6 protein-coding genes are annotated in these 6,775 nt (G+C 62.3%); 4 read left to right on the top strand and 2 right to left on the bottom strand.

Annotation, left to right across the window (positions count from 1 at the left end; genetic code table 11):
* Positions 1 to 992 (top strand): RluA family pseudouridine synthase (locus I8J29_RS26685; RefSeq protein ID WP_240546516.1); only part of this gene is annotated, 992 nt, incomplete at its 5' end.
* Between the two features lie 92 nt (positions 993 to 1,084).
* Positions 1,085 to 2,056, top strand: a complete 972-nt coding sequence (locus tag I8J29_RS26680; RefSeq protein WP_208850408.1) for a helix-turn-helix transcriptional regulator — start codon at positions 1,085 to 1,087, stop codon at positions 2,054 to 2,056.
* Here the strand turns inward: I8J29_RS26680 and I8J29_RS26675 are convergent.
* Positions 2,045 to 2,755: an MBL fold metallo-hydrolase gene (locus I8J29_RS26675; protein WP_208850407.1), complete on the bottom strand. Its 711-nt coding sequence runs from the start codon at positions 2,753 to 2,755 to the stop codon at positions 2,045 to 2,047. The genes I8J29_RS26680 and I8J29_RS26675 overlap by 12 nt on opposite strands.
* A 167-nt stretch (positions 2,756 to 2,922) precedes the next feature.
* On the opposite strand from I8J29_RS26675, the gene I8J29_RS26670 reads away from it, so the two are divergent.
* Positions 2,923 to 3,690 carry a TspO/MBR family protein gene (locus I8J29_RS26670; protein WP_208850406.1) on the top strand — a complete coding sequence of 256 codons (768 nt, stop codon included), beginning with the start codon at positions 2,923 to 2,925 and terminating at the stop codon, positions 3,688 to 3,690.
* 718 nt (positions 3,691 to 4,408) lie between these two features.
* Positions 4,409 to 5,029 carry a DUF2087 domain-containing protein gene (locus I8J29_RS26665; protein WP_208850411.1) on the top strand — a complete coding sequence of 207 codons (621 nt, stop codon included), beginning with the start codon at positions 4,409 to 4,411 and terminating at the stop codon, positions 5,027 to 5,029.
* A 213-nt stretch (positions 5,030 to 5,242) separates the two neighbouring features.
* On the opposite strand, the gene I8J29_RS26660 is transcribed toward I8J29_RS26665, so the two are convergent.
* Positions 5,243 to 6,745, bottom strand: coding sequence for an IMP dehydrogenase (locus I8J29_RS26660; protein ID WP_208850405.1), 1,503 nt, complete (start codon positions 6,743 to 6,745; stop codon positions 5,243 to 5,245).
* Between the last annotated feature and the right edge of the window lie 30 nt (positions 6,746 to 6,775).

Raw genomic sequence — 6,775 nt, 5'->3', positions numbered from 1 at the left:
CGCACGGCAAGCCCGCGGGCCGGCCGAAGCCGGCCGGCAAACCGCCCGCGGCGCAGCGGCGCGGCCCGGCCAAGCCCGCGGCGCAGCTCCGCGGTCCGGTTAAGCCCCCGGTCCGCGCCTACGAAGTGAACGAGCCGTCGGAGCTGCTCGCTTTCCTGCTGCAGCACGTCGCCGGCGAAGGCCGCAACGCCCTCAAATCGATGCTGAGCCGCGGCCAGATCGCCGTCGACGGCACGCCGGTCAAGCTGTACAACCATGCCCTGCGGCCCGGCCAGACGGTCACCGTGTCCAAGGAGCGCGTCGCCGAGAAGCCGCCGCTGATCGGCCTCGCGATCCTGCACGAGGACGACGACGTCGTCGTCGTCGCGAAGGACGCGGGCCTGCTCTCCGTCTCGACCGGGCAGGAGAACGAGCTGACGGCGTACCGGCAGCTGACCGCGCATGTGCGCGCGGCCGATCCGAACAGCCGGATTTTCGTGCTGCACCGGCTCGACCGCGATACGTCCGGCGTCATGATGTTCGCGAAGAGCGAGCAGGTGCAGCAGAAGCTGCAGAACGCCTGGCAGGACGACGTGGAGGAGCGCACGTACGTCGCCCTCGTCGAAGGCAAGGTCAAGAAGCCGGAAGGCACGATTTCGTCGTACCTGAAGGAGACCAAGACGCTCAAGATGTATTCGACGAACAATCCGGAAGGCGCGCAGCATGCCGTCACGCACTACAAGCTGCTGCAAAGCGGCGCCCAATTCTCCCTGCTCGAATTGTCGCTCGAAACCGGGCGCAAAAACCAGATCCGCGTCCACATGGAGGACATCGGCCATCCGATCGTCGGCGACAAGAAGTACGGCGCCCGGTCGAAGGCGATCGGCCGGCTCGGCCTGCACGCGCGTGTTCTGGCGTTCAAGCATCCCCGGACGGGCGAGACGATGCGGTTCGAAACGCCGATTCCGAAAGCGTTCCTGCAGCCGTTCAAGGAGAACGCCGGCCCGCGTTGAGCGGAAGCCCTGTCTGGACGCGAGGTGCCTGAACCCGAATTCGGGAAGCCCGCGGCCCGGACGATTCCCATCCACCGCAAGGAGGTGCCCCCGTGTCCAAAGCCGACAACATGCTCGCCATCCTCTGGCTGCTCAAAGCAAACAAGCGCATGACGGCCAAACAGCTGGCCGATGCGCTGGAAATGCATATCCGCACGGTTTACCGCTACATCGACGCGCTGTGCGCGAGCGGCGTGCCGATCGTGGCGGACTCCGGCCATAACGGGGGCTACAGCCTCCTGCCGCAGTTCAAGGAATCGCCGCTCTTCTTCGACCTCGAGGAGCAAAAGGCGCTCCTGCAGGCGGCCGTCTTCGCCCAGGAAGCCGGCTACCCGTACGGCGACGTGCTCCGGCAGGCGCTGACGAAGCTGAAGCGGTATACGAACGAGGAGCAGCGGACCGCCATCGACCGCCATCTCGTCGGCTTCGACGTCATCAGCTCCGGTCCGGACGAAGGCATGGCGCCGCTGCTGCGGCAGCTCGAGGCGGCCGTCGCCGGGAACGGCACGATGCTGATCGAGCACCATAAAGGCGTCGGGCTCGAGCCGCAAGGGCGGCGCATCGACCCGTACGGCCTCGTGCATTGGAAGGGCAAATGGTACGTCGTCGCCCACTGCCATCTGCGGGAGGAAATCCGCAGCTTCCGCGTCGACCGCATCGTCTCGGCCGAGCCGACCGACGCGACCTTCGAGCGGCCCGCGGACTTCTCCGCCCGCGGCTATCTGCTGCAATTCCTGAAGCCGTGGATCAGCGCCGACGGCGAGAAGCTGATCGCGGTCGGCGTGGAGGGCAAGCCGGAAACGTTGAACGCGCTCTGCGAAACGGGGCCGTTCGGCGATTCGCTCGTCGAGCGAGCGAAGGACCGGGCGCAGTTCATGTTCGAGGAGAACGCGATGCTCACCTACGTCCCCTACTACCTGCTCGGCTACGGCGCCAAGCTGACCGTTCTCGGCCCGCCCGAATTGAAGGCGCGCATGGCGAGCCTGGCCTTGGAGCTCCACGAGCATTACAACTCAGCGCTGTAACGAAACGCCACCGCCTCCGCCTCCGCCCGCGAAGCCCTGGCTCCGCTGATACGCGTCCAGCTGATCCGCCGGATTCAGGACGGCGCCGCCGTGGCACACTTCGAGCCGCGAAGGGCGAAGCTGGCGCACGATCTCGCTGCTGCGGACCGCTTCCGCCATGTCCGACGTAAACATCGGCATCGGCTTGCGAAGGCGTCCGCCCTTGGACGTGAACAGATCGCCCGCCAGCATAACGCCGTCCGCCTCGTGGAAGTAGACGACGTGGCCCGGCGAATGGCCCGGCGTCAAATGCGCGGACAGCCCGCCCACGCGGGCAAGCGTGCCGTCCGCCGCCGCGGGCAGCGGCTTCGCCAGCCCCGGCGCGACGGATTGCTGCGGCTTTTTGCGTCCCGGGTAGGCGAGCTTGCCTTCCATATACGGAATTTCGATCTCATGCGCATAGACGGTCACGTCCGGATAGCGTTCGGCCAACTTCTTGACCGCCCCCGTATGATCTCCGTGGCCGTGCGTCAGCACGATGCGCCGCAGCGGCAGCCCGAGCCGCTTCTCGGCGAATTCCGCGATTCCTTTCGTCATCATCGATATCCCCGCGTCCACCAGCGTAATGCCGTCCTTCTCCACGACCGCCCACACATGGATCGGAATAATGACCCACGTGCTCAAGCTCCACACCTGCTCCGATATCCGTTCGATTTTCATCCGTATCTCCGCCCTCTCATCTCATCGTCATTCGTAACCACTGGTTACTAACCGTTGGTTATAATATAGAGCAATTTCTTCCGGCTGTCAATGCTCAATTTCATGCGCCGTTTCATCCTGACCCGCCAGTGGGAATAATGACCGTAGAGGAAAGGAGCGAATCGCCCATGCATCGTTTTCATCGAATAATTCGCCTGCTGAACCCGGTTGCCTTTGCCGTCATGCTGGCCTTCAACGCGCTGGCCGTATGGCTGCCGCTCAACGACCGGACGACCGGGGAATTGTCGGACCGCCACCCCGTGCTGATCACGCCCGCCGGTTACGCCTTCGCCATCTGGTCGGTCATCTATGCGCTTCTGGCCGGGTTCGTCATCTATCAGCTCTTGCCCGCCGGCCGTTCGCGGCCGTCCGCCGCGCGCATCGGACCTTGGTTCGCGGCCAGCTGTCTGCTGAACGCGGCCTGGATCGTCGTCTGGCACTACGAATTCATCGCCGCGAGCGGCGTCGTCATGCTCGCGCTGCTGCTTGCGCTCATCGTCGTCTACCGCCGCGTCCGAAGCGGGCGCGGGACGCCGACCGCCGGCGAACGCTGGCTGGTCCGGCTGCCGTTCAGTCTCTATCTCGGCTGGATCAGCATCGCCGCGATCGTGAACTTCGCGGTCGTAATCGACGACGCCGGCTGGCGCGGCTTCCGGCTCCCGGGCAGTCCGTGGGCCTACATGCTTCTTGCGCTTGCCGCCGCGCTTGCGCTTACGGCCCTGTGGAGCAACAGGGATGGGACGTACGCGCTCGTCTTCGCTTGGGCGTTCGCCGCCATTGCCGTCAAGCAAGCTGATCACCCGGCTATCGCAGCCGCATCCGCCACGGCTGCCGTCCTGCTTGCCATCGCGTCGCTCGCCGCGCTTCGCCGTTTGCGACATCGTTCGTCAAATTGAGGAATTGTAAAGATAGGCGAGCATCCCGTGGATTAGGGCCATTTTTCGGCGGCAAACGGGAGATTTTATAATTTTCTGAATATTTACAAAATTTACGCCGGCCTGTACACTGAAGGCAGATCAAGCGGAACGGACGCTTCTCCCGCGGGGGATGCTGCTTTCGGGCTTGCTGATCTGACATCCACGTTCCGACGGAAGGGGATAGTCCATTGGAGACGGCAAGCGAAGCATGTTCCGATGCGGTCCCGCGAAAGGCGCCATGCGGACGCGCGAAGACGAGGAGCATGCGGGGCCCGGCAGCAATGCTCGAACGGCGCCATAGCGGCACAAAATCTGAAAAATGTGGAAGCGCATTTTAGAAACGGAGCGCGAAAGACAATTGAATAGGCGTAGAACGAAAGCATAGGGATTCCGGTTGTCATCCGACGAGCGGGATCCCTATTTGCGCGCGTTCGGGGCCAATCCGCATGTGCCGGGCAGCCCGCGAACCCGTTTTGCGCGCCTAACCTAAGGACGGGTCTATCGCAACATATAGGCAAACGACGCTTGACTCCGACATTCGAATTAGATTATTATCTAATTAGATAATCATTAAATTAGATAAGCGATAAATTTTGATGACCGACAAATTTGATGGGCGACTAATTTAATGATTACCATATTCAATGAACGCCGAATTCGATGAAAACCAAACCACAGAAAGGCGGCGACCTTCATGATGCAGCTCGACAAACTCGTCAATTATCACAAAGCGCTGGCCGATCCGACCCGCGTCCGCATGCTGATCCTGCTGGCGGAAGGCGAGCTGACCGGCCAGGAGCTGGCGGAGAAGCTGTTCCTCTCCCCCGCCACGATCACGCATCACGCCGGGAAGCTTCGGGGCGTAAGCCTGATTCGCGAGCGGCGCGACAAGAACGCAATCTATTTCTCGCTGGACCGGTATTTCGTGAAGCAGTACGAAGGGGCGCTGCAGGCCATGCTGGCCAAACCGGCGGAAGCCGGACCCGCGAAGGAGGCGGAACCGATGAACGAGAAGAACGAGAAGAACGAGAAGCTGAAGCAGTCCGTGCTGCGCAATTTCTTTACCGCGGACGGCAAGCTGAAGCATATCCCAGCCCAGCTGAAGAAGAAGCGCATCGTGCTGGAGCATCTGGCGGAGCGGCTGCAGGAAGGCCGCAGCTACACGGAGAAGGAATTGAACGCCTTCATTCAAGCGTATCATCCCGACTTCGCCACGATCCGGCGCGAATTCATCATGCACGCGTACCTGTACCGGGAGCGTGAAGTGTACGAACGCAACCCGCGCGAGATGTGGGAGCGCTGGGAGACGCTGGCGTGAGCGCGCGAGCAAAAAACTGTCAATCGGCCTACCGGAAGGCGCGCACAAAGGTACTCGGCAAGGCAAGCGGCACGGCAATCGCCAAGGCAAAGGCCGGCGTCCGAATCCTCTCCGCCCCAGAACCCGCGATTTCGCATCCCAGGCGCAATCGGCACGCAAAGAAGGCTGCATGAACCTCGTCGGTTCCATGCAGCCTTCTTGCGTCGACCCGGCTTATTCGCCGGCGATGTTGTTTTCCTTCAGGATGACGTCGTGCGCGCCGCCTTCGACGATGCTGGTCGCGGAGACGAGCGTGATCCGCGCGTTGCGCTGGAGCTCCGGAATGGAGATGGAGCCGCAGTTGCACATCGTCGATTTGATCTTGTGCAGCGTCTTGCTCATGTTCTCCTGCAGGCTGCCCGCGTAAGGCACGTAGGAATCGACGCCCTCCTCGAACATAAGCCCCGCCTTGCCGCCGGTGTCGTACCGCTCCCAGTTGCGGGCGCGGTTGGAGCCTTCGCCCCAGAATTCCTTCACGAAATTGTTGCCGACCTTGAGCTTGCGCGTCGGGCTCTCGTCGAACCGCGCGAAGTAGCGGCCCATCATGACGAAATCCGCGCCCATGGCGAGCGCCAGCGTGATGTGGTAATCGTGCACGATGCCGCCGTCGGAGCAGATCGGCACGTATTCGCCGGTTTGCTCATAGTACGCGTCGCGCGCCGCCGAGACTTCGATCAGCGCGGAGGCTTGTCCGCGGCCGATGCCCTTCTGTTCGCGCGTGATGCAGATGGAACCGCCGCCGATGCCGATCTTCACGAAGTCCGCGCCGGCGTCGACCAGGTATTGGAAGCCTTCCTTGTCGACGACGTTGCCGGCGCCGATCTTGACTTGCGGGAAGTTCGACTTGACGAATTCGATCGTATCCTTCTGCCATTCGGAATAGCCGTCCGAGGAGTCGATGACCAGCACGTCCACGCCCGCCGCCACGAGCGCCGGCACGCGGTCCCGATAATCCTTCGTGTTGATGCCCGCGCCGACGATGTAGCTCTTGTTGGCGTCGAGCAGCTCCATCGGGTTCACTTTGTGCTCGTCATAGTCTTTGCGGAAGACCAGGTATTCCAGATTGCCTTCGTCGCCGACGACCGGCAGGCAGTTCAGCTTATGATCCCAGATCAGGTCGTTCGCTTCCGACAGCGTGATGCCGGATTTGCCGTAAACCAGCTTCTCGAACGGCGTCATGAAGTCGGCGACGGACTTGGACTGCGAATCCCGGCTGACCCGGTAGTCGCGGCCCGTCACGATGCCGAGCAGCTTGCCGTTCGGGGAACCGTCGTGCGTGATCGCTACGGTGGAATGGCCCGTCCGCTCTTTCAGCTCCAGCACGTCCTTCAGCGTATGGTCCGGCGTCAGGTTCGAACGGCTGACGACGAAGCCGGCTTTGTAGCTCTTCGCCTTGCGGACCATCTCCGCTTGGCTCTCGACGGATTGCGAGCCGAAGATGAACGAGATGCCGCCGCTGCGCGCCAGCGCCACGGCCATGCGATCGTCCGACACGGCCTGCATGACCGCCGACGAGAACGGAATGTTGAGCGAATACGCCGGCTGCTCGCCCTTCTTGAATTTCACGAGCGGGGTCTTGAGCGAAACGTTGGCCGGGTTGCACGCCTTCGTCGTCAGATTCGGCACCAGCAGAAATTCGCTGAAGGTGCGGGACGGTTCCATGTAATAATAAGCCAAAACAATGTCGCCTCCTGGGATGATGGATTC

It is taken from the genome of Paenibacillus artemisiicola (assembly GCF_017652985.1).
Lineage (GTDB): Bacteria > Bacillota > Bacilli > Paenibacillales > Paenibacillaceae > Paenibacillus_Z > Paenibacillus_Z artemisiicola.
The sequence above is the reverse complement of the archived record's forward strand: the minus strand, read 5'-3'. Positions and strand labels throughout refer to the sequence as shown.